Here is a 19,244-nt window from a genome sequence, read left to right as displayed (position 1 = left end):
TCGATCGCGGTAGAAGCAGGATTTCCACGGCAAAGTTTACACCGAAAGTTCAACGATACCGTTGAAGCATGGATATCAAGGAAACAACCCGGCCCCTCGACGGCGCGAGCGTCTCGGCGTTCCTCCGGTCGCTGCCCGCCCGGCCCCTGCTGCTCGGTCTGGGCGAGGCCAGGCACTTCGTGGAGGAGCTCGGCGCGCTGCGCAACGAGATCTTCCGGCACCTCGTCGAGCACGAGGGCTACCGGTCGTTCGCCATCGAGAGCGACTGCCTCATGGGCCTCGTGGTGGACGACTACGTCACGACGGGCACGGGCACGCTCGATGACGTCATGGAACGCGGCTTCAGCCACGGCTTCGGCGCGTCACCGGCCAACCGCGAGCTCGTACGCTGGATGCGGGCGTACAACGAGGAGCATGCCGAAAAGCTCCGGTTCTTCGGCTTCGACGCACCTCTGGAGTATTGGGCGGCGAGCCCGCGCCAGGCGCTCACCGCCCTCTACGCCCTCCTCGACGGCCCGCTCCCCCGCACAGTAGTAACCAGGGAAACCCTCGACACGCTGCTGGGCCCGGACGACCGGTGGTCGAACGAGGCCACGGCCATGGACCCGTCCCAGTCGATCGGCCAGTCCGCCGACGCCCAGCGGCTGCGGCTGATCGCCGACGACCTGGTGGCGCTGCTCGACACGCAGGCGCCGCGGCTGAGCGCGGAGGACAGGGAGCGGGCGGCACTGTACGGGCGCACCGCCACCGGCCTGCTCCGCTACCACTACTGGATGGCCGACGCTTCCTCGGCACGGTGGACCCGGCTGTCGGCCCTGCGGGACGCGATGATGGCCGCCAACCTGCGTGCCGTCGCCGAGCACGGCCCGGCCCTGGTCTTCTCCTCCAACCTCCACCTGCAGCGGAACAAGAGCTTCATGTCGTTCGGCGACCAGATGCTGGAGTGGTGGAGCGCGGGGGCGATCATCGAGACGCACTTGGGCGACCGGTACGCCTTCCTGGCCTCGGCTCTCGGCACGGTCGGCGACAACACCCCGCCCCCGGACACCGTCGAGGGCCTCCTGTCCACGCTCCCGTGGGATCACGCTCTCATCGACGCCCGCCGCCTGGCCGAGGCCATCACGAAGACCGTCCCGCGCAGCTCCCACGATTTCGCCTATTTCCCGCTGGACCCGGACCACCTCGACATGATCGACGGCATCGTCTTCCTCAAGGAGGTTGCCGACAGGGAGTGACAGCGCATGGCTGTCGGCCTGGCCTGACAGCCATGCGCCCCATCACCACGCCATCCATGCCCGCCCCTCGCTGTGGGCGGATCCTCAGGTCCCCAGGCGCTTGCTGCTGTGCGGGCTGGTCGCTGGCCTGCTGACGGCGGCCTTCGCCGTCGGCCTGCGCCGGCCGCTCAAGGCGCTCTGGGGCCGATCCTGGTGAGGTCTGGGGCATCACCTGCCTGGTGCCGGCGCGACAAGTCCGCACTGGTGTTCTGTCACGCAGGCGAACCGCTGACCGATCTCGTGCATCTGAAGAAACATGAGATTCCAGACGCTCGCGATCAGCGCGCTGACCCTGCTGGCGGTCCCCCTGTTGCCCCCTCACTCCGCCACCGCCGCCACGGGCTGCCCCAGGCCCGCGACGGCCAACGTGGACAGCGGATGGGGGATCATGCGCGGCGCCTACAACCTCAAGAAGGGCCCCTACGCCGGTCCCGTCTGCGGGACGGTCACCAAGGTGCCGCAAGGCAAGGTGCTCTACTTCCTGTGCTGGACCAAGAACAGCCACAACCACCTGTGGGTCTACGCCCGCGTGAAGGGCACCAAGACGCACGGGTGGATGTCGGTGGACAACCTCAAGGTGGTCAAGACCGACCACTACCGGCTCTGCCGCTGACCTTCTGGATCTTCCGCTTCCCCCGTCGGGGTAGGACAAGTGGCTGACGGGGGCCAGTTCAGGGGACGATCGGCAGCTGTCGCTTGTGCTCAGTGAGCCGGTAGCGGCGGACGATAGCCGCGAAGGCGGCCTCATCGACCGGCTTGCCTTCCAGGAGGTCGTCGATGTCGTCGTAGGTGACGCCGAGCGCCTCCTCGTCGGGCCTGCCGGGGTTCAGTGTCTCCAGGTCCGCGGTCGGGGTCTTCCGGATCAGCGCGGACGGCGCACCCAGCGCCTGCGACATGGCCCGTACGCGCCGCTTGGTGAGGCCCGTGAGCGGAGCCACGTCGGCCGCGCCATCGCCGAACTTGGTGAAGAAGCCGGAGACCGCCTCGGCAGCGTGGTCAGTGCCCACAACCAGGCCTTCGTGCGCGCCCGCTACCGCGTACTGAGCGATCATGCGCTGCCGGGCCTTGATGTTGCCGTGCACGAAGTCCTGCTGGTGCGCGTCGCGGAAGACCATGCCGCCGGCGAGCACCGCCTCCAGCGCGGCGTCGCTGGCGGGCTTCACATCGACGGTCAGGATCCGGTCGGGCCGGATGAACTCCAGCGCCAGCTGCGCGTCCTTCTCGTCGGCCTGGACGCCGTACGGTAGCCGCATCGCGAAGAACGTCGATTCCCGCCCGGCGGCACGGACCCGCTCGACCGCCAACTGGCACAGCCTCCCCGCGGTCATGGAGTCCACACCGCCGCTGATGCCCAGCACCAACGAGCGCAGGCCCGTGGAGGTCAGCTGGTCGGTGAGGAAGGCCACTCGGCGCTCGATCTCCTGCCGTACATCGAAGGACGCGCTCACCTGAAGATCCCGGGCGATCTCCTGCTGCAGGGACATGGACGCCAGGTCGGTCACGGTTGCTCCTCGGTTGGGCACGTGGGCGGGGTCGGCACGCGCCGCCGAGCCGGGACCACAGGCGTGCGCAGGGGACGGGAGCACTCTAGAGCAAGGCCGCGAAGTCCCTTTCACGGCATATGACGTGGAAGCCGCTGTCCCCCTCCGCGAAGCGCCCGGGCCCACGATCGGCAGTGTGGATTAATGCATCGACGTTGCGTACGCTCGCCGGTTACCGTCTGAGGCCATGCGGCTGAATCATCTAGCCCTCGCCGTACGCGACATCGAGCGCTCCCGCAGGTTCTACGAGACCTACTTCGGCTTCGATGCCGGCCCGGCGAGCAGGTATGAGGACGGAACCTTGATCATCCGGGATCGGGAGGGATTCGATCTCGCCCTCCACCCCGACCCCGATCCCCGCAGGCTGCCCGATTTCGCGCACTTCGGGTTCACGACACCCGATGTCGCGGGGCGCCTGGCCCTCCTTGAGCGTGATGGTGTACCGATCGTGGAGCGGTGGTCGGAGCCCGGGTTCGACAGCTTCAAGTGCGTGGACCCGGACGGATACGTGGTGGAGGTCTACTGGGAGGAGCCGGTCTCCGAAGCCTGACCCGGCGGCTTCGCCTCCCTCACCACGACCCTCGACCTGCCCAGCCCCGTACTCAGGTCCATGCATGGCTATGGCACGCTCATGCCCATGCACTTCAGAACGGGCACGCCGCCGCCACCCTCCCGGCAAGGCCGTCTACCCGGAGGTGCTCAGGGACAATGCCCCTGCCATCGCCTTCTACGAGCGATGCGGCGGCAGCGCCACGCGAGACTTCCGGGAGCGTATGCCCACAGGCATTGAGCTACCCGTGATCGAGTACACCTCGGCGCCGGAAGGGGTGAACGCCCTTACCGGCAGCGCGTGGCCAACGACCTGGTCAACCCGTAAGCGCCTCTGGCGAAGGTCCGGTCTCTCTCGCGCGCCGCACCGGGAGAATTCCGCTCCGATACTGGCGATCACGTGCCGTCCCCTGAGGTTCGGTTCGGCCACCCGCTCTCGGTGCGGCAGCCAGGTCAACCGGTGGATTCCGGCCTGCTGACAACCCCTACCGGCATCATCGAGTCATGGGCATCTGGGTCTACATACGCGGCTGGCTGGAGTTCTCTGGGCAGCGGGAGGAAGCCGAGCGCATCATTCGCCAGGGGGAGATCCAGGGCTGGACCTTTCCTTCGGGTGGCTGGCTCGACGCCGCCTGCTATGCGCGGGCTGTCCGCGAGCATGAAGTCCACGAGGTGCTCGAGCAGGTCCGGCAGATCGCCATGCTCCCGGCGATCGATGAAGACGACGATCGCGTCTGCGGCCTGTTCTTGGCCTTTCATGAAGTGCACGGTCAAACCGAATGGCAGGTCCGCGATGGTGAGCTCATCGTCGGCCCGGCGCCGCCGCGCTACGACTATCTCCGCCGATAGCGGCCGGGTAGGGCGACGGCCAGCACGTGTTCCTTGGAGGGGCTTCGTCCGAGGACGGAAGAGAGCACGTGCGTGGCCGCAGGGACCATTGTGACGGCTGTGCCAGGGCCGCGCAGGCGAATCAGATCGATGGCCGCACTTTCTCTGACCTGGGCACATGGTGCTCGCCCAGCCAGGCCGCGCACGGCGAGGACTCGCAAATCAATGGCCGTTGCGAGGGGAAGCCGTGAAGATACGTTCATGCATACCCCCTCCTATCCGGGCAAGCCGCGGCGCGGTGATCGGGTGGCGGTCGTGTCGCCGTCCGCCGGACTGCCGGAGATCTTCCCGCTGCCCTACGAGCTGGGACTCCGGCGGCTGCGCGAGGACTTCGGCCTGATCCCGGTGGAGTATCCGACGACCCGCACGATGGGGTCGTCGCCGGCCGACCGCGCCAGGGATCTCCATTCCGCCTTCGCCGACCCGGACATCGCCGCCGTGATCTGCAGCATCGGCGGCGACGACCAGCTCACCGTGCTGGCCCACCTCGACCGCGACCTGCTGAAGGCCAATCCGAAGCCGTTCTTCGGCTACAGCGACGCCACCAACATGCTGGCCTTCCTGTGGGACCTCGGGATCGTCGGGTACCACGGGGGCGCGATCATGACCGAGTTCGGCCGGGCGGGGGCGATGCATCCGCTCACCGCGGAGTCGCTGCGTGCCGCCCTGTTCACCAGCGGCCCGTACGAGTTGCGCCCGGCCACCGCCTACACCGACGTGGACCGGCCGTGGGACGATCCCGAGACGTTCGCGAGCGAGCCGCCGATGACGCCGTGCCCGAGCGGCTGGACGTGGCACAACGCCGACCGGGTCGTCGAGGGCGTGAGCTGGGGCGGCTGTCTGGAGATCGTGTCGTGGCTGCTGATGGCCGACCGTGCGATCCGCCCGGCAGAGGAGCACGAGGGCGGGGTGCTGTTCTTCGAGACCTCGGAGGAGATGCCGAGCGCCACGGAGGTTTACCGGATCCTGCGCTGCATGGGCGAGCGTGGGCTGCTGCGGCGCTTCGGCGGCGTCATGGTCGGCCGTGCCCGCGGCTGGTCGCTCGAGCGGCGCACCGCTCCCGAGGAGAGGGTCGCGTACGCGCGTGACCAGCGGGAGGCGGTGCTGCGCGCGTTCGCCGAGTACAACGATGACGCGCTGATCGTCTTCGACGTCGACTTCGGGCACACCGATCCGAAATTGGTGATCCCGTACGGTGGGCGGATCCGCCTCGACGGACCCGCACGCACGATCACGGTCTCCTACTGAGCCAGTTCGGCGCGGAAGGCGGAGTCTACGGCCCGCCCTCGTACAGCGGGAGCACGACCACGAAGCGGGCGCCGGGCGCGTGCTCGGCGATGGTGAGTGTGCCGCCGTGGGCGGTGACGATCTCGCGGGACAGAGGGAGCCCGAGGCCGCTGCCGCCCTTGTCCTTGACGCGGGCGCTCTCCAGGCGGGTGAAGCGTTCGAAGACACGCTCCCTGTCCTCTGGAGGGATGCCTTCGCCGTCGTCCGTCACCGTCACGATCACCTTGTCGTCGTCGACCGTGACCGAAAAGTCGATTTTGGTGGCGGCGTGCCGGGTGGCGTTGTCGAGGAGGTTCGTCAGGAGGCGGTCGAGCTGTATGGGTGAGCCGTAGACGGGTGCCGGGTGGCAGGGGGCGAGGATGATGGGGACTCTGGAGCCCTCGCGGCGGCGTACCTGCTCTGCTGCCATGTGGCACATGTCCACCACGCGGCGCTGCACGGCCGCGCCCGCGTCCAGCTTGGCCAGCATCAGCAGCTCTTCGATGATGTAGGTGAGGCGGTCGGCGGCGGCCAGGGCGCGGGCGCCGGTGGCCTGCCAGTCCGTTTCCTCCGGGTAGGCGTTGGCGAACTCGAGCTGGGCGCGCAGGGCCGAGATGGGGCTGCGGAGCTCGTGCGAGGCGTCGGCGACGAAGCGGCGCTGGGTTTCCGCGGATCGTTGGAGGCGGTCGAGGGTGTCGTTCGTGGTGGCGGCGAGACTGCTGATCTCGTCTCCTGTGTTGGGTACGGGGACGCGCCTGCTGAGGTCCTGGCCGGTGATCTCCGCCATCTCGGTGCGGATGCGCTCGACCGGGCGCAGGGCGAACCCGACGACCGCCCAGGTCGTGCCCGCGACGATGAAGAGGACCAGCGGGGTGCCGAGGAAGACCAGGATGTAGAGCCAGGCCAGGGACTTGTTGACCTCGGCGAGCGAGGCGGCACCGTAAACGGCGACGAGCCCTTGGGGGGTCTGCACGGGCAGGGCCATGATGAGGTATTGCTCTTCGCTCTCACCCAGGCGGGGCGGCAACGTGCGATCGGTCGCGTAGATCTTGTCGGGGTGGCGTCCCGGCACGGACGGCAGGAGCGGCGGGTCGCCCTGCAGGTCGGGGGTGGCCGCCAGCACCTTGCCCGTCGGGGAGACCACCTGCAAGAGGTGGACCTGCGACGGCGTCCCGAGTTCTGCCGGGAGCCGGCCGAGCTGGGCCTGGGCGGCGACCCTGCGTACCGCCAGCTCCACCCGGGTGTGCACCATGGCTCGCATGTTGCTCGGCACGGTGGCGAGGGTGACGGTGGACGTGGCGGTGAAGACCAGCGCCGCGACCAAGGTCGCGATCATGGTCAGGCGCGCCCGAATTGAGCGTGGAAAGAGCCTTTTCACCGTCCATCCCCCGTACTCACTGTCTGTGACACTTACCCAGGTAAGGCCTGCACAACAGCAAGGGCTCTGATCTGGTGCTACGCGGATCGAGATTCGGTAAGCGGGCTGTCAAGAGGAGTGTTTCGCCACGCTCCGCGTTTCTCGTCGGCCCATGATCGGGTGGGTGAGGGGTGACGGAGTCGAAGTGGTGGCGGGCGAGGGTCCGCTCGGTGTCCGCGGGCTCACCGTGCGGGTCCCGGGTGAGCCGGAGCCCCGCCCGGGAGGGCGGGTGGCGGCCTGCTCGTCGCCCGTTCCTCCTGATGCTCCTGAGTACGACGACGACGATTTCGCTGACCCGGGTGGGTGCGAGTTCTGAGAGCTCGCGGCTTTCGCTTGTGGCGATTCCGCTGATGGCGTGGACGTCTGTTCGGGTGTAGGCGCCTGGGCCAGAGTGGGTGCCATGAAAGTTCTGGTGCTAGGTGGCACGGAGTTCGTGGGGCGGGCGGTCGTCGAGGAGGCGCTTGGCCTGGGCTGGGACGTGACGGTGTTCAACCGGGGCAGCAACGAGCCGCCCGCGGGAGTGACGGCGTTGCGCGGCGACCGGACGGCGCCCGGTGGGTTGGCGGCGCTGGAGCGCGGCGAGTGGGACGTCGTGGTCGACACCTGGTCGTGGGCGGCCTCCGCGGTCAGGGACTCGGCGTCGTTGCTGGCGGAGAGGGCGGGACACTACGTCTACGTGTCCAGCAGATCGGTGTACGCCGAGCCCCTGCCCTTCGGCGCGGACGAGAGCGCGCCGGTCGTGGCGGCGTCCGCCGACGATGACGACGACTCCGACTACGCCAGGAACAAGGCGGGGGCGGAGCTTGCGGCGGTCGCGGCGTTCGGGGACCGGGCTCTGCTGGCCAGGGCAGGGTTGATCATCGGGCCTTACGAGAACGTCGGGCGGCTGCCGTGGTGGCTGACCAGGATCGCCCGTGGCGGGCCGGTGCTCGCGCCCGGGCCCGCTGACCTCGGGTTGCAGTACGTCGACGCACGTGACCTGGCCGTGTGGTGCCTCCGGGCGGCCGAACGCGGGATCGGCGGGGCGTTCAACGTGGTGAGCCCTCCGGGCTTCGTGACGATGCGGGAGTTGCTCGACACGTGTGTGAAGGTGACCGGCGCCGACGCCGAGCTGCGGTGGATCGAGGCGGAGAAGATCCTGGCGGCGGGGGTGACGCCGTGGATCCAGCTGCCGATCTGGCTGGTGGGCGAGGACTACGACTTCATGCATGGAGGTGACGTGTCCAAGGCCATGGCGGCGGGGCTGCGGCTGCGGCCCCTGGCGGAGACGGTGGCCGACTCGTGGGCGTGGTTGCAGAGCATCGGCGGCCAGGCTCCCCTGCGTCCGGATCGGCCCCAGAAGGGCATCGATCCCGCGGTGGAGGCGAGGCTCCTGGCCGGTTAAGGCTGGTCACGAGGAGCAGCGGAGCGGTGGGTGCGGAGGAGGTCGTAGAGGGCGGCGGCCAGGGCGACGGCGATGAAGAGCAGCACCACCAGCAGGCCGTGGCGGAAGGCCGTCGGCCAGCCGTCGCTCAGCGAGCCGAAGACCGTCGAGCCCACCGCCGCGATCCCGACGGCCGACCCGAGCCGCTGCCCCGTCTGCAACACCCCGGCCGCGCTGCCGCCGCCCTCCGGCGGCACCTCGGACAGGGTGATCGCCTGGTTGGGGGAGATCACCAGACCGCTGCCCACGCCCGCGACCAGCAACGGCAGCGCGGTCGCGAGCCCGACCCCGTGGCCGGGCACCAGCGCGGTGGCGGCCATCGTGGCGGAGAGCCCGACGATCACCGTGGTCAGGCCGGCGGCGACCAGCCGCCGACCGGCCCGCGACACGAGCCGCCCGCCGACCACGGACGCCGAGGCCGACCCGAGGGCGAACGGCGTGATCGCCAACCCAGCCATGAGCGGGCTGTAGGCGAGGCCGCTCTGGAGGTAGAGCGTGAAGGTGAAGAAGATGCCGGTGAAGCCGGCGAAGTAGAACAGCGCGATCGCCGAGCCCATGCTGTAGGAGCGCTTGCGGAACAAGGACAGGTCGATCAGCGGCTCGCGGGGATAGACCCGCTCCCAGGCCACGAAGCCGACCAGCACGGTGAGCGCGGCAGGGATGAGCAGCCACTTGGTCCCGCCCTCCCACTGATGCCGCTGGATGATCGGCAACAGCAGGCCCGCGACTCCGACGCCGAGCAGGAGCACGCCCATCGGATCCATGTCCTCCCGCCGCTCCCCGGATTCCACCTTCCGGGGCGCCGGCAGCACGCGATAGGCCAGGGGCAGCAGGGCGATGCCGACCGGCAGGTTCACCAGGAACACCCACCGCCACCCGTGCTCGGGTCCGAGGATGCTGACCAGCGCCCCGCCGATCAGCGGCCCGGCCGCCGTGGACACGCCGATGGTGGCGCCCAGCGCGCCGAACGCCCGCGCCCGCTCGTACCCGCCGAACATCTGCTGGATCAGCCCCGAGACCTGCGGGTTCAGCATGCCGGCCGCCATGCCCTGCACCAGCCTGGCCCCGATCAACAGCGTCATGTCCCCGGCGAACCCGCATGCCGCGCTGGACAGCGTGAACAACGCCACCCCGAACAAGAAGATCGCCCGCCGGCTCCTGGCGTCCCCCAGCCGCCCGGCCGGAATCAGCAGCAGCCCGAACGTGAGGGCGTACCCGGACAGCGTCCACTGCAGCCCGTCCTCCGTCGCCCGCAGCCCTTCCCTGATGGACGGCAGCGCCACGTTCACGATGCTCACGTCCAGACCGCTCATGAACGCCGCCACCAGGCACACGGCCAGTGCGCGTCGGCGTGTGTCGAATCCGGACGCCCCTATCACGACTACCTCTCCGCGCGGCGGCGGCAGGAGTCGGCACGGCGCACCGCGGCCCGACCATGATTCCCTGGAAGCTATTACATATCGCCCGTAGCCATCCATGAATTCTTTGCCCGTCGCGGGACGATCAGGCTTGCCATAGCCCAGGTGGGCCGGCCACAGGGATGGGCTTCTCCGCGGAACGCAGGTAACGTCCGATCATGGACATGATGACCGTCGAGCAGAACGGCATCAACGCCGTTCCCGAGGCGGAGCGGCGCGGCCGGCCGGGTGACCTGTTCTGGCCGTGGGCGGGCTCCAACCTGTCGCTGTTCGGCGTGGCGTTCGGCGTGTACGTCGTAGGTCTCGGCCTTGGCGTCGTGCCCGCCGTCATCACCGGCGCCATCGGGTACGCGCTGTCGTTCCTGCTGGTCGGCCTGGTCGCGATCGGCGGCACCCGCTCCGGCGTGCCGACGATGACGCTGGGGCGGGCGCCCTTCGGATACCAGGGCAACAAGCTGCCCACGGTGTTCTCCTACATTTCGAACGTCGGCTGGGAGATCGTGCTGGCCACGCTGGCGGCGCAGAGCGGCGCGGCCATCCTGGCGCGGCTCGTGCCCGGCCTGCCCGGCACGACGGCCACCGCCATCTGCTTCGCCGTCGCGGCCTTGGTGGTGATCGCGGTCGGCGTGTACGGCCACGCCATGATCATGGTGGTCCAGCGTTACCTGACGTACGCGTTCATCGTGCTGACCGTCATTTACATGATCCTCATGATGCCCAGACTCGGTGTGTCGCTGGAGACCACGGCCGGGCCCGGCGGCTGGGTGGGCGGGATCATCTTCGCGATGACCCTGCTCGGCCTCGGCTGGGTCAACTGCGGCGCCGACTACTCGCGTTACCTGCCGGCGAACTCCCCTGCGCGATCGGTGGCACTGTGGACGATGCTCGGGGGCGCGTTGCCACCGATGGTGCTGCTCGTGTTCGGGGTGCTGCTGGCGGGCGGCGATCCGCAACTGGCCGGGGCGGCGGGCGGCGACCCGGTGGGGGCGCTGGCGGGGGCGCTGCCGACGTGGTTCCTGCTGCCGTACCTGCTGACCGCCATCGGCGGTTTCCTGGCCGGGGCGATCATGGACATTTATTCGTCCGGGCTGTCGATGCTGGCGCTCGGGGTGCCGATCAGGCGGCACTACGCGGTGCTGATCGACGGGCTCCTCATGCTGCTCGGCGGCTACTACCTGCTGTTCGTCTCCAGCAGTTTCCTCGCCACCTTCCAGGCGTTCCTGGCGATCGTCGGCGTGGTGATGGCGGCCTGGGTCGCGATCTTCCTGGTGGACATGTGGCGGCAGCGGGCCGGCGGCCGGGCGTACGACGAGCGGTTACTGCGGGCCGGGGCGCCGGCCGTCAACTGGCCCGGCGTCGTGTCGCTGGTGGTGGCGTCGGCGGTGGGGCTGGGCCTCATCACGTCCGCCGACCAGAACATCGCCGCCGTCGTGGGCTTCCTGATGAGCGAGGATCTGGAGAAGAGCACGTTCGGGGCGGCCAACATCGGCGTGGTCATCGCGCTCGTGCTGGCCGGGGTGCTGTACTACCTGATCACCGCAATGACGCGACCCCGCCGCGCCGTCTGACGCGCCTGGCGGCAGCAGCCGCTTCCGGTTACCGTGGGTGACTGATGATGGACATGTCGTTGCGGCTGCTGCGGTGGACGGTGCACGCCACGGCCTTCACGCTGCTGGTGGTCGCCGTCCTCACCGCGCTGCGCGAGGACCGGGTGGCCGTGGCCGTCGGGGGTATGCTGCTCGGGCTGGCGTACGCGGCGGGTTTCGCGATCGAGGGCAGGCGGGTGTGGCTGGGCTCGGTGACCGCGGGCTGGGTGGTGCTGGCCGTGGCGGCGCCGCCGTTCGTATGGCTGGCCTTTCCGCTGCTCTTCTCGTACCTGCACGTGCTGCCGCTGTGGGGGGCGATGTTCGGGGTCGGGGCGCTGACGTCGGCGGCGATCCTGGCGGCGGCCTGGCACGCGGGCGGGCTGACGGTGCCGCTGGTGCTGGGGCCGGGCGTCGCGGCCGTCGTCGTCACGTTGCTGGCGCTGGCCTGCCGGGCACTGCTGGCCGAGGCCGGGCAACGGCCCGAATGAGCCCGTTCAGGCGGTGACGATGGCGAAGTCCGGCACCGGCCGGTCCAGCACCGCGACCAGCCGCCGCAGCGCCGACGTGTCGCCCTCGCGTTCCACCCCTTCGACGCCCTTGCCCGACAGCAGGCCGAGCAACTGGGCCTTGGTCAGCCGCAGCGTCAGGTCCGCGGCCTCGTCGGACGGCTGGGCCTGGTGGATCAGCGCCCCGTTGGACAACGTCGTACGGTGCCGCTCCCCCAGGTCGGTCAGGTGCCAGTCGATCGCCAGGTGTTCGTGCCAGGCCCGCGGGCCGTCGACGCGGATGGCGAGCGAGTCGAAGACCTGCTCCACGCTCAGCGCGGCGAACAGATCGGGCGCGACGCTGTCAGTGGTGGCGGGCACGATGCCGTCCGCCAGCTCCAGCGCGCCCATGAGGTAGAAGTTGCGCCACGTGGCGTTCTCCGCGCCGTGGCCGAGCCTGGTGTAGACCTGGGCGAGCAGGTCGCGGGCCTCCTTGTTGCCCTCGTCGGCGAAGACGGCGTGGTTGAGCAGCTGGGCGGCGAAGCGCAGGTCGTTCTCGGCCAGGTAACGCCGGGCGAACTCGACGACGGACGCACCGCCGCCCAGGCACTCGACGTATCGGATCGCGCTCTCCCGCGGCGGGTGCTCCCACAGGTGGGCTGGGTTGCCGTCGAACCAGCCCACGTACTGCTGGTAGATGGCCTTGACATTGTGGCTGGCCGAGCCGTGGTAGCCGTGGGTGTGCCAGGAGCGCTCGAGTTCGGGCGGCAGTTGCACGGCCTCGGCGATCTCGGCCGCCGTCAGGCCCTTGTTGAGCAGGCGCAGGGTCTGATCGTGCAGATAGGCGTACATGTCGCGCTGCCGGGCCAGAAAGCGGGCGATGTCGTCGCGGCCCCACGTCGGCCAATGGTGTGCGGCGAAGGCGATGTCGGCCTGGCCGCCGAACAGGGACAGTGCCTCGTTGAGGCAGCGCGCCCAGGCCCGGGCGTCGCGGAACGGGCCGCCGCGCAGGGACAGCAGATTGTGCTGGTTGTGGGTGGCGTTCTCGGCCAGGCACAACGCGTGGTGGTCGGGCAGGAGGAAGGTCATCTCGGCGCCGGAGCCCAAGTGGAAGATCATCCGTACGCCGTCGACCGTCTCCTCCTGTCCGGTGCGGGTGATGTCGACCGTGGGCGGGATGAGGGACAGGCTGCCCGTCGAGACGGTCATGCCGAGGCCGCAGCCGATCTGGCCTTCGGGTGAGCGGGGCAGGGCGGGCCCGTACATGTAGACGGCACGGCGGGTGAGCGCCGGGCCCGCGTACACGGTCTCCGACACCGCCTGCTCCAGGAACCCGGCGGCGGCCAGGATGGGCACGCCGCCGCGGGTGACGCCGCGGACGCCGCCGAAGTGGTCGGCGTGCGGGTGGGTGTAGATCACGCCGGTGACGGGCCGGTCGCCGCGGTGGGCGCGGTACAACTTCAGCGCGGCGGCGGCGCACTCTGTGGAGATCAGCGGGTCGATGACGATGACCCCGCTCTCGCCCTCGACCAGCGTCATGTTGGACAGGTCCAGGCCGCGTACCTGATAGAGGCCGTCGGCGACCTCGTACAGACCTTGTCTGGCACACAGCTGGGCCTGACGCCACAGACTGGGATGGGCTGTCGCCGGGCACTCGCCCTGGAGGAAGTCGTAGGAGTCGCCGTCCCAGATGACCCTGCCGTCCGCCGTCCTGATCACAGCGGGGCTGAGTTTGGCGATGAAACCCCGGTCCGCATCCGCGAAGTCGCCCCTGTCGTGAAATGGAAGGTCTGCCATGCCTAGCCGCATGCCCGGTATTCAGCCGGGGGTAGCTCAATGAACGCCCCTAAGAGGATGAATCTCGGGCAATAAGGACATGCGATGATGTTGGACCTGTCGATCCACGGGAGATGCCATGGAAGCGTGCGTGTTCGACCTCGACGGCGTGCTGGTCGACTCCGAGCCGGTGTGGGAGGAGGTGCGGCGGGCGTTCGTCGCCGAGCACGGCGGCACGTGGCAGGCGGACACCCAGTCCAGGCTGATGGGCATGAGCACCGCCGAGTGGGCCGCGTACCTGTCCGAGCTGGGCGTGCGGATGGCGCCGGACGAGATCGCGCGCGGTGTGGTGGATCAGATGGCTGAGCGCTACCGCGACGAGATGCCGCTGCTGCCCGGTGCGGTGGAGGCGGTGCGGCGCGCGTCCGGGCACGTCACCCTGGGGCTGGCCAGTTCGTCGCCGCGCCGGCTGATCGACGTGGTGCTGGACGCGGCCGAGCTGAAGGAGTGTTTCGCGGCCACGGTGTCCACCGAGGAGGTCGCTCGCGGCAAGCCGGCGCCGGACGGGTACTTGGAGGCGGCGCGGCGGATGAATGTCGATCCACGCGCGTGCGTGGCGGTCGAGGATTCGAGCAACGGGCTGCGGTCGGCGCATGCCGCCGGGATGCGGGTGATCGCCGTGCCGCACCCGCGGTACCCGCCCGCGCCGGACGCGCTCGCGCTGGCCTGGCGGGTGTTGCCGGGACTCGACGCGCTCACCCTCGACCTGCTCTCGTGAACGTGTGCACCTAGTGGCTATGCTCTGGGAACCGTGCGAGACATCACGGTTTTCAGCGGCACCGCCCACCCCGAACTAGCCGAAGAGATCTGCGCCCACCTGGGCACTCCCCTGCACCCGGTCAAGGTCAGCCGCTTCGCCAACGACGCGCTGGAAGTGCAGTTGCAGGCCAACTGCCGCGAGCGTGACGTCTTCCTCATCCAGCCGCTGGTGCCGCCCGTCCAGGAGCACCTGGTCGAACTGCTGCTCATGCTGGACGCCGCCCGTGGCGCGTCGGCGGCCAGAACCACTGTGGTGCTCCCGCATTACGCCTATGCGCGGTCGGACAAGAAGGACGCGCCGCGGATCTCCATCGGCGCACGGCTGGTCGCCGACCTGATGGTGGCCGCGGGCGCCGACCGGGTGCTGGCGATGACGCTGCACTCGCCGCAGGTGCACGGCTTCTTCAGCGTCCCCGTCGACCACCTGCACGCGCTGCGGGAGCTGGCCGCGCACTTCCGCCAGTACGACCTGTCGAACACGGTCGTCGTCTCCCCCGACCTCGGCAACGCCAAGGAGGCCGCCCACTTCGCCCGCCTGCTCGGCACCGGCGTCGCGATGGGCGCCAAACAACGCTTCAGCGACGACCGCGTAGTGATCAGCTCGGTCATCGGCGACGTGGAGGGCAAGGACGTCATCGTCCTGGACGACGAGATCGCCAAGGGCAGCACGGTCATCGAGCTGCTCGACCGGCTGCGCGAGCGCGGCGTGCGCTCGGTGCGCCTGGCCTGCACGCACGGGCTCTTCTCCAGCGGCGCGGTGGAGCGGCTGGGCGCGCTGCCCGAGGTCGCGGAGATCGTCTGCACGAACACCGTGCCGCCGCCGCCCAAGCCCAGCGACAAGCTCACGGTCCTGTCGATCGCGCCCGCCCTGGCCGAGGCCATGCGCCGCATTCACGACGGCGAGTCGGTGAGCGCCTTGTTCAGTACATCTTGACGACCTGCGCGGTCACGCGCCGCCCCTGGTGAGAGGCCAGGAACGTGATCACCTCGGCCACGTCCTCCGGCTGCCCGACCGACCGCAGCGGGCCATGGGTGCGGGCCAGCTCCCCCACCGCCTCGTTGATCCAGCCGGTGTCGGTGATGGGCGGATGGACCATGTTGGCGGTGACGCCGTACGGGCCCAGCTCGTGCGCGGCCGACATCGTGTAACTCTCCTGGGCCGCCTTCGCGGCGCCGTACGAGACCTCCGTCGGGAAGCCCTGCGGCCCTTCCGACGTCAGGCCGATGATCCGGCCCCAGGAGGCGCCGCGGTCGATGTGCCGCCGGGCGAACTCGGCGATCAGCAGGGCGGCCGCACGCACGTCCACCGCGAACTGCCCGTCGTGCGTCTCGGCGTCCACCGGCCGGAGCGGGCGGCCGAAGCCGTCGCGCTCGGTCGGCGCGAAGGTGTCGCTGCGCCAGCCGCTGGCGTTGTTGACCAGGATCTCCACCGGCCCGAACGCCTTCTCCACCTGGTCGAACAGCACCCTCGGGGTCCCGGGATCGGCCAGGTCCGCCTCGGCCGACTCGGCCTGGCCGCCTGCCTCCCGGATGCGGCGCACCACGTCGTCGGCACCGGCGGCGCGATGACGGTCGTAGGCCTCCGGATAGGCCGGATGGGCGAGCGGCGGCAGCCGCTTATAGGTCACGAAGACCGAAACGCCCTCGGCCGCCAGCGCGATCGCGGTCGCCGCGCCGATGCCGTGATTGGCCCCGGTGATCAATGCGACCTTTCCAGCCAGCCGTGTATCGATCATAGTTGCCATCATGCACGCAGCGACCGACCGCCTGCTAAGGCATTTTCTGGAAGCAGTGGAGCCGGCCGTACCTCTCGTGGCGTTATGGGCGCACGGGTCACTGGCGACGGACGACTACCAGCCGGGCCTCAGCGATCTGGACCTCGTCGCCGTCGTGGGGGAGCCGATCACGATGGAGCAGTGGCGGCGGATCAAGGCTCTGCACCGGGCCATCGACCTGCCGCTCGCCGACAAGCTGCACTGTTCCTACATGGCCAGGCAGGAGCTTGCGGACCTGTCGGCCGAGCACGTGACGTGGGCGCACGAGCGGATCTTCCGGCGTCCGGTCACCGCCGTCACGCGGCGCGAACTGCACACCAAGCCCCTGGAGCTGCACGGGCCGCCGCCCGCCGGCCTGCTGCCGCCGGTGTCGGACGCGGAGCTCGCCGAGTTCGTACGGACTGACCTGCGGGACTTCTGGCTGGACCGGACGCGCGGACGGCGACGGTGGCTGCACGACATCTGGGTGGACCTGGGCATGGTCACGGTCGCCAGGGCCGCGGTCACGCTGCGGGACGGGCAGTTGATCAGCAAGCGGGAGGCCCTGGAGGTGCTGCACGAGCTGGGCGCGCCCGCGATCGTGGTGGCCGACGTGCGAGCCCGCAGGTACGGCACGACGGCGCCGCCGCTGAGCCGGTTCAGGAGGGCCAAGCTGGCCCGCGCGTTCATCAGGTCCACGATCACCAGGGTTCTAGAATCGCCGTGAGCCTGGTCAGCGCCTCGGTGATCTGGGTGGGGGTCAGGCCGAGCACCGAGCGCTGATAGCTGTAGACCTCGGGGGCCAGCGGGGCGAGCAGGACGTCGACCAGGGCGTCCGGGCCAGGCGTGCCGACAGCGACCAGGAGCGCGCGCACGTGCGCCCGCCAGAAGCCGTACGCGCCGGTCTCGAAGCGGGAGCGGCCCACCTCCGACCCGAGCACCAGGTGCGCGTGGTCCTCCAGCAGCCGCACCATGGCGGCATAGAAGGCGGCCAGCCGCTCGGCGGGCGGCGCGCCGGGGCCCAGCGGCGGCTCGCCGCGCAACAAGCGCTCCTGCAGCTCGCGTTCGTGCTCGTCGAGCAGCGCGACCGCGATCGAGGCCCGGTCCGGGTAACGGCGGTAGAGGGTGCCCCTGCCCACCCCCGCCTTCCTGGCGATGTCGTCCATCGTCACGTCCTGCGGCGGCTTCTCGGCGAAGAGCTGGGCGGCCGCTTCCAGGATCCGGGCGCGGTTGCGCGCGGCGTCGGCTCTTTCCATGACGGCAATTGTAAGTGGACACTCCGTCCGCCTATATTGAACCGGACAGCGTGTCCACATAGCCACCCTTTGGAGAGATCATGTTGCTGCATCTGGACGCCAGCGCGCGCCGCGCGGCGTCGTTCTCGCGCAGGTTGTCGAGCGTGTACGCCGAGACCTGGCGAGCCGCCCACCCACAGGCCGGGTACGTCTACCGCGACCTCGCCGCACAACCCGTGCCGCACATCGGCGAGGCCTGGACGGAGGTGTGCGACTACATCCTTGAGCACGAGATAACCGATATTTCGCGTTATGGGGAGGCGGCCCGCACCTCCGCCCAACGCCAAGCGTGGGCCGTCGTGGAGCCGCTGCTGGCCGAGGTCGTGGCGGCGGAGGTCATCCTGATCGGCACGCCGATGTACAACTACTCGATCCCGTCGGCGCTGAAGGCCTGGCTGGACCAGATCACGTTCCCCAAGATGTCGCTCGAAGGCCGCTCGTTCGTGGTGACCGGCGCGCGTGGCGGCGCGTACGGCCCGGGCACGCCCCGCGAGCCGTACGACCACCAGGAGCGCTACCTCCGCGACTTCTTCAAGGGCCACTTCCGGGTCGAGGACGTGACGTTCATCCACGCCGAACTGGTCAACGCCCGTCTCGATCCGGCGCTGGCGCACCTGCGCGACCGGCACGAGGAGTCCCTGGCGGCGGCGCTGAAGGAGGCGGCGCGGTGAACTGGCTGATCCTGGTGCTGGCCGGGCTGGTCGAGGTGGCGTGGTCGCAGAGCATCAAACCCACGCACAACTTCACCAAGCCCCTGCCCACACTGGTCTGCCTGGCCTTGATGGCCGCCGCCGTCTGGCTGCTGTCGCAGGCCATGAACACCCTGCCGGTCGGCACCGCGTACGCGGTCTTCACCGGCATCGGCGCCGTCGGCGCGATCACCCTGGGCATCGTGCTCAACGATGACCCCGTCTCGGTCGGCCGAATGGCGGCCCTCGGGCTGATTGTCGGCGGGATAGTGTTGGCCCGAGTCACCACCTGAAGCAGGGGAAAGGCGGCAAATGGGGGACAGAAGGCAGTCCTATCTGGTGGCCGCGGCGTCGGCGGTGTCCCTCCTGGGCGATCCCGCCGTGAGCGCGGCATGGGACAAGCCGAGCGCACTGACGGAATTCAGCGTCGCGGGGCTGGCCGGGCATCTGGCTCTCCAGCTCGTCCGGGTTCGGGACGCGCTCGCGCTCGACAGAGAGGCGCAGGAGCCGATCGAGCTCATCGAGCACTTTTCGAGGTCCCCGTGGGTGCAGGCGGGCCTCGACCACGAGAGCAACGTCTACGTCCGCCGCGGCGGGGAGGCAGCCGCCGCCGATGGGCCGGCCGCGCTGGTGGAGCGCTCGCAGGCGCTGCTCGACGAGCTGAGCGCCACACTGCCCGCCGAGCCCGCGGATCGCGCGATCCCGCTCCCCTGGGCCGAATGGTCGCTCAGGCTGGACGACCTCCTGCTCACCAGACTGGTCGAGCTGGTCGTGCACTCCGACGACCTGGCCGCGAGCGTGGGCATCGAGACACCGGCCCTGCCCGACTCGGTCATCGATCCCGTGGTCGAGCTGCTGGCCCGGCTGGCCGTGCACCGGCACGGGGCGACCGCGGTCATCCGCACGCTGAGCCGCGCCGAACGCGCCCCGGCCACCATCAGCGCCTTCTAGGGCGATCATGCGCAGGGCCGTGACGACGTCACGGCCCTGCGCGCTTCCTTGATGCCGCGCACGAGCTGCTCGCACTCCCGGTAAGCGCAGCCCGCTCCTCGACGGACGCCATC

21 protein-coding genes are annotated in these 19,244 nt (G+C 69.7%); 15 read left to right on the top strand and 6 right to left on the bottom strand.

All coding sequences use genetic code 11. The features are described 5' to 3' along the window. Positions 1-68 precede the first annotated feature (68 nt). Positions 69-1,235 (top strand): erythromycin esterase family protein, encoded by a 1,167-nt coding sequence (locus tag EDD27_RS47895; protein ID WP_127939394.1) that lies wholly within the window; start codon positions 69-71, stop codon positions 1,233-1,235. A 295-nt stretch (positions 1,236-1,530) separates the two neighbouring features. Continuing rightward, a complete protein-coding gene (locus EDD27_RS47885; RefSeq protein WP_127939390.1) occupies positions 1,531-1,887 on the top strand; it encodes a hypothetical protein in 357 nt (118 codons plus the stop codon). Between the two features lie 58 nt (positions 1,888-1,945). On the opposite strand, the gene nadE is transcribed toward EDD27_RS47885, so the two are convergent. Continuing rightward, the gene (nadE, locus tag EDD27_RS47880; protein WP_127939388.1) at positions 1,946-2,776 is read right to left on the bottom strand and encodes an ammonia-dependent NAD(+) synthetase; all 831 of its coding nucleotides are present in this window, start codon (positions 2,774-2,776) and stop codon (positions 1,946-1,948) included. A gap of 226 nt (positions 2,777-3,002) precedes the next feature. Between nadE and EDD27_RS47875 the strand changes: the two genes are divergently transcribed. The 3 genes from EDD27_RS47875 to EDD27_RS47865 all read left to right on the top strand — a co-directional run bounded on the left by EDD27_RS47875 (position 3,003) and on the right by EDD27_RS47865 (position 5,500). Beyond that, a complete protein-coding gene (locus EDD27_RS47875) occupies positions 3,003-3,365 on the top strand; it encodes a VOC family protein (RefSeq protein ID WP_127939386.1) in 363 nt (120 codons plus the stop codon). Positions 3,366-3,868: 503 nt separating this feature from the next. Then, complete coding sequence (locus EDD27_RS47870) at positions 3,869-4,213, top strand: hypothetical protein (RefSeq protein WP_127939384.1); 345 nt, start codon at positions 3,869-3,871, stop codon at positions 4,211-4,213. 240 nt (positions 4,214-4,453) lie between these two features. Beyond that, complete coding sequence (locus tag EDD27_RS47865; RefSeq protein ID WP_127939382.1) at positions 4,454-5,500, top strand: S66 family peptidase; 1,047 nt, start codon at positions 4,454-4,456, stop codon at positions 5,498-5,500. A 25-nt stretch (positions 5,501-5,525) separates the two neighbouring features. Here EDD27_RS47865 and EDD27_RS47860 read toward each other — a convergent pair whose 3' ends face one another. Then, positions 5,526-6,854: a sensor histidine kinase gene (locus tag EDD27_RS47860; protein WP_127939380.1), complete on the bottom strand. Its 1,329-nt coding sequence runs from the start codon at positions 6,852-6,854 to the stop codon at positions 5,526-5,528. 205 nt (positions 6,855-7,059) lie between these two features. Between EDD27_RS47860 and EDD27_RS47855 the strand changes: the two genes are divergently transcribed. Then, positions 7,060-7,251: a hypothetical protein gene (locus EDD27_RS47855; RefSeq protein WP_127939378.1), complete on the top strand. Its 192-nt coding sequence runs from the start codon at positions 7,060-7,062 to the stop codon at positions 7,249-7,251. Between the two features lie 84 nt (positions 7,252-7,335). After that, the gene (locus EDD27_RS47850; RefSeq protein ID WP_127939376.1) at positions 7,336-8,319 is read left to right on the top strand and encodes an NAD-dependent epimerase/dehydratase family protein; all 984 of its coding nucleotides are present in this window, start codon (positions 7,336-7,338) and stop codon (positions 8,317-8,319) included. On the opposite strand, the gene EDD27_RS47845 is transcribed toward EDD27_RS47850, so the two are convergent. After that, positions 8,316-9,737 (bottom strand): MFS transporter, encoded by a 1,422-nt coding sequence (locus tag EDD27_RS47845; protein WP_241564637.1) that lies wholly within the window; start codon positions 9,735-9,737, stop codon positions 8,316-8,318. The two genes, EDD27_RS47850 and EDD27_RS47845, sit on opposite strands and share 4 nt — an antisense overlap. A 197-nt stretch (positions 9,738-9,934) precedes the next feature. On the opposite strand from EDD27_RS47845, the gene EDD27_RS47840 reads away from it, so the two are divergent. Together EDD27_RS47840 and EDD27_RS47835 are read left to right on the top strand one after the other, a co-directional pair. After that, a complete protein-coding gene (locus tag EDD27_RS47840; RefSeq protein WP_127939372.1) occupies positions 9,935-11,344 on the top strand; it encodes a purine-cytosine permease family protein in 1,410 nt (469 codons plus the stop codon). 44 nt (positions 11,345-11,388) lie between these two features. Then, positions 11,389-11,850: a hypothetical protein gene (locus EDD27_RS47835; protein WP_127939370.1), complete on the top strand. Its 462-nt coding sequence runs from the start codon at positions 11,389-11,391 to the stop codon at positions 11,848-11,850. 6 nt (positions 11,851-11,856) lie between these two features. Here EDD27_RS47835 and EDD27_RS47830 read toward each other — a convergent pair whose 3' ends face one another. Continuing rightward, positions 11,857-13,644 carry an alkyl/aryl-sulfatase gene (locus EDD27_RS47830; RefSeq protein ID WP_127939368.1) on the bottom strand — a complete coding sequence of 596 codons (1,788 nt, stop codon included), beginning with the start codon at positions 13,642-13,644 and terminating at the stop codon, positions 11,857-11,859. A 118-nt stretch (positions 13,645-13,762) separates the two neighbouring features. Between EDD27_RS47830 and EDD27_RS47825 the strand changes: the two genes are divergently transcribed. Continuing rightward, on the top strand, positions 13,763-14,401 hold the full coding sequence (locus EDD27_RS47825; protein WP_127939366.1) for an HAD family hydrolase: 639 nt from the start codon (positions 13,763-13,765) through the stop codon (positions 14,399-14,401). 33 nt (positions 14,402-14,434) lie between these two features. Then, positions 14,435-15,376 carry a ribose-phosphate diphosphokinase gene (locus tag EDD27_RS47820; protein WP_127939364.1) on the top strand — a complete coding sequence of 314 codons (942 nt, stop codon included), beginning with the start codon at positions 14,435-14,437 and terminating at the stop codon, positions 15,374-15,376. Here the strand turns inward: EDD27_RS47820 and EDD27_RS47815 are convergent. Continuing rightward, a complete protein-coding gene (locus EDD27_RS47815) occupies positions 15,363-16,178 on the bottom strand; it encodes an SDR family NAD(P)-dependent oxidoreductase (RefSeq protein ID WP_127939362.1) in 816 nt (271 codons plus the stop codon). The two genes, EDD27_RS47820 and EDD27_RS47815, sit on opposite strands and share 14 nt — an antisense overlap. Before the next feature lie 10 nt (positions 16,179-16,188). Here EDD27_RS47815 and EDD27_RS47810 point away from each other — a divergent pair, with 10 nt between their 5' ends. After that, the gene (locus EDD27_RS47810) at positions 16,189-16,923 is read left to right on the top strand and encodes a nucleotidyltransferase domain-containing protein (RefSeq protein ID WP_127939360.1); all 735 of its coding nucleotides are present in this window, start codon (positions 16,189-16,191) and stop codon (positions 16,921-16,923) included. On the opposite strand, the gene EDD27_RS47805 is transcribed toward EDD27_RS47810, so the two are convergent. Further along, positions 16,898-17,452, bottom strand: a complete 555-nt coding sequence (locus tag EDD27_RS47805; protein WP_127939358.1) for a TetR/AcrR family transcriptional regulator — start codon at positions 17,450-17,452, stop codon at positions 16,898-16,900. The two genes, EDD27_RS47810 and EDD27_RS47805, sit on opposite strands and share 26 nt — an antisense overlap. Before the next feature lie 80 nt (positions 17,453-17,532). Between EDD27_RS47805 and EDD27_RS47800 the strand changes: the two genes are divergently transcribed. Genes EDD27_RS47800 through EDD27_RS47790 form a run of 3 tightly spaced genes read left to right on the top strand, consistent with a single transcriptional unit; the run spans position 17,533 to position 19,131 of the window. Beyond that, the gene (locus EDD27_RS47800; RefSeq protein ID WP_127939357.1) at positions 17,533-18,162 is read left to right on the top strand and encodes an FMN-dependent NADH-azoreductase; all 630 of its coding nucleotides are present in this window, start codon (positions 17,533-17,535) and stop codon (positions 18,160-18,162) included. Further along, positions 18,159-18,473 carry a DMT family transporter gene (locus EDD27_RS47795; protein WP_127939355.1) on the top strand — a complete coding sequence of 105 codons (315 nt, stop codon included), beginning with the start codon at positions 18,159-18,161 and terminating at the stop codon, positions 18,471-18,473. The genes EDD27_RS47800 and EDD27_RS47795 overlap by 4 nt, the downstream gene beginning before the upstream one ends. Positions 18,474-18,492: 19 nt before the next feature. Continuing rightward, entirely contained in the window at positions 18,493-19,131 is a 639-nt protein-coding gene (locus tag EDD27_RS47790) for a maleylpyruvate isomerase N-terminal domain-containing protein (protein WP_127939353.1), read from the top strand. Positions 19,132-19,244 lie beyond the last annotated feature (113 nt).

The sequence above is a fragment of the Nonomuraea polychroma genome, from assembly GCF_004011505.1.
GTDB lineage: Bacteria > Actinomycetota > Actinomycetes > Streptosporangiales > Streptosporangiaceae > Nonomuraea > Nonomuraea polychroma.
This window is presented reverse-complemented; position numbering and strand designations above follow the sequence as displayed.

Excerpts from the sequence above, each read along its gene's own strand:
- EDD27_RS47815 (WP_127939362.1), bottom strand. The coding sequence starts at position 16,178 with ATGATCGATACACGGCTGGCTGGAAAGGTCGCATTGATCACCGGGGCC.
- EDD27_RS47860 (WP_127939380.1), bottom strand. The coding sequence starts at position 6,854 with ATGATCGCGACCTTGGTCGCGGCGCTGGTCTTCACCGCCACGTCCACC.
- EDD27_RS47790 (WP_127939353.1), top strand. The coding sequence starts at position 18,493 with ATGGGGGACAGAAGGCAGTCCTATCTGGTGGCCGCGGCGTCGGCGGTG.
- EDD27_RS47875 (WP_127939386.1), top strand. The coding sequence starts at position 3,003 with ATGCGGCTGAATCATCTAGCCCTCGCCGTACGCGACATCGAGCGCTCC.
- EDD27_RS47850 (WP_127939376.1), top strand. The coding sequence starts at position 7,336 with ATGAAAGTTCTGGTGCTAGGTGGCACGGAGTTCGTGGGGCGGGCGGTC.
- EDD27_RS47885 (WP_127939390.1), top strand. The coding sequence starts at position 1,531 with ATGAGATTCCAGACGCTCGCGATCAGCGCGCTGACCCTGCTGGCGGTC.
- EDD27_RS47870 (WP_127939384.1), top strand. The coding sequence starts at position 3,869 with ATGGGCATCTGGGTCTACATACGCGGCTGGCTGGAGTTCTCTGGGCAG.
- EDD27_RS47825 (WP_127939366.1), top strand. The coding sequence starts at position 13,763 with ATGGAAGCGTGCGTGTTCGACCTCGACGGCGTGCTGGTCGACTCCGAG.
- EDD27_RS47840 (WP_127939372.1), top strand. The coding sequence starts at position 9,935 with ATGGACATGATGACCGTCGAGCAGAACGGCATCAACGCCGTTCCCGAG.
- EDD27_RS47835 (WP_127939370.1), top strand. The coding sequence starts at position 11,389 with ATGATGGACATGTCGTTGCGGCTGCTGCGGTGGACGGTGCACGCCACG.
- EDD27_RS47805 (WP_127939358.1), bottom strand. The coding sequence starts at position 17,452 with ATGGAAAGAGCCGACGCCGCGCGCAACCGCGCCCGGATCCTGGAAGCG.
- EDD27_RS47865 (WP_127939382.1), top strand. The coding sequence starts at position 4,454 with ATGCATACCCCCTCCTATCCGGGCAAGCCGCGGCGCGGTGATCGGGTG.
- EDD27_RS47830 (WP_127939368.1), bottom strand. The coding sequence starts at position 13,644 with ATGGCAGACCTTCCATTTCACGACAGGGGCGACTTCGCGGATGCGGAC.
- EDD27_RS47800 (WP_127939357.1), top strand. The coding sequence starts at position 17,533 with ATGTTGCTGCATCTGGACGCCAGCGCGCGCCGCGCGGCGTCGTTCTCG.
- EDD27_RS47895 (WP_127939394.1), top strand. The coding sequence starts at position 69 with ATGGATATCAAGGAAACAACCCGGCCCCTCGACGGCGCGAGCGTCTCG.
- EDD27_RS47810 (WP_127939360.1), top strand. The coding sequence starts at position 16,189 with ATGCACGCAGCGACCGACCGCCTGCTAAGGCATTTTCTGGAAGCAGTG.